Source organism: Thauera sp. ZXT1-4 (genome assembly GCF_052598215.2).
This window is the reverse complement of the sequence record NZ_JBQWSN020000133.1, coordinates 1-595: the sequence shown is the minus strand read 5'-3', so window position 1 is coordinate 595 and position 595 is coordinate 1. Positions and strand designations below refer to the sequence as shown.

Below are 595 nucleotides of genomic sequence, written 5' to 3'. Positions count from 1 at the left end.
TGTGAGAATGCGACGTCTCTCCCACTTTGCAGTCACCATGGTCACATCCGAGCGAATCCCCAAAGTGATGGCCGAGAAGTTCGCCGCCATCACCGCACTGACTGACGCGTTCTGCGCACAGTACCTCAACGAGGAATATCGTCAGATGATCCACCGCGTCGTCGGTGCGCTCGCCCGCAAGCGTCCTTCGCCGCTGTCGAGCGGCAAGGAGAGCGTCTGGGCGGCGGCGGCCGTGCATGCGGTCGGCCGGGTGAATTTCCTCGACGATGCCTCTCAGACGCCGCACTGCAAGCCGAAGGCCATCTATGCGTTCTTCGGGATCGCCGAGAGCACCGGGCAGAACAAGTCGAAGGCGATCCGGGATGCGCTGAAGATGGGGCCGTTTTCACACGAATGGACCCTGCCCAGCCGCCTCGCAGACAACCCGATGGTGTGGATACTGCAGGTCAATGGCCTGATGATGGACATTCGCACCGCGCCGCTCGAACTGCAGCGCCTTGCCTACGAGAAAGGCCTGATTCCCTTCATTCCTGCGGAACAGGGAGAGACGCCCGATTGAGTCAAATCTCGGCCGACGCCGTGGCGAAAGCGCGCC

At 62.0% G+C, this 595-nt stretch carries 1 protein-coding gene; it reads left to right on the top strand.

The window, feature by feature from the left end:
• On the top strand, positions 1–559 hold a 559-nt coding region (locus ACUH78_RS19485), incomplete at its 5' end, for a DUF6398 domain-containing protein (protein WP_445334475.1).
• Between the last annotated feature and the right edge of the window lie 36 nt (positions 560–595).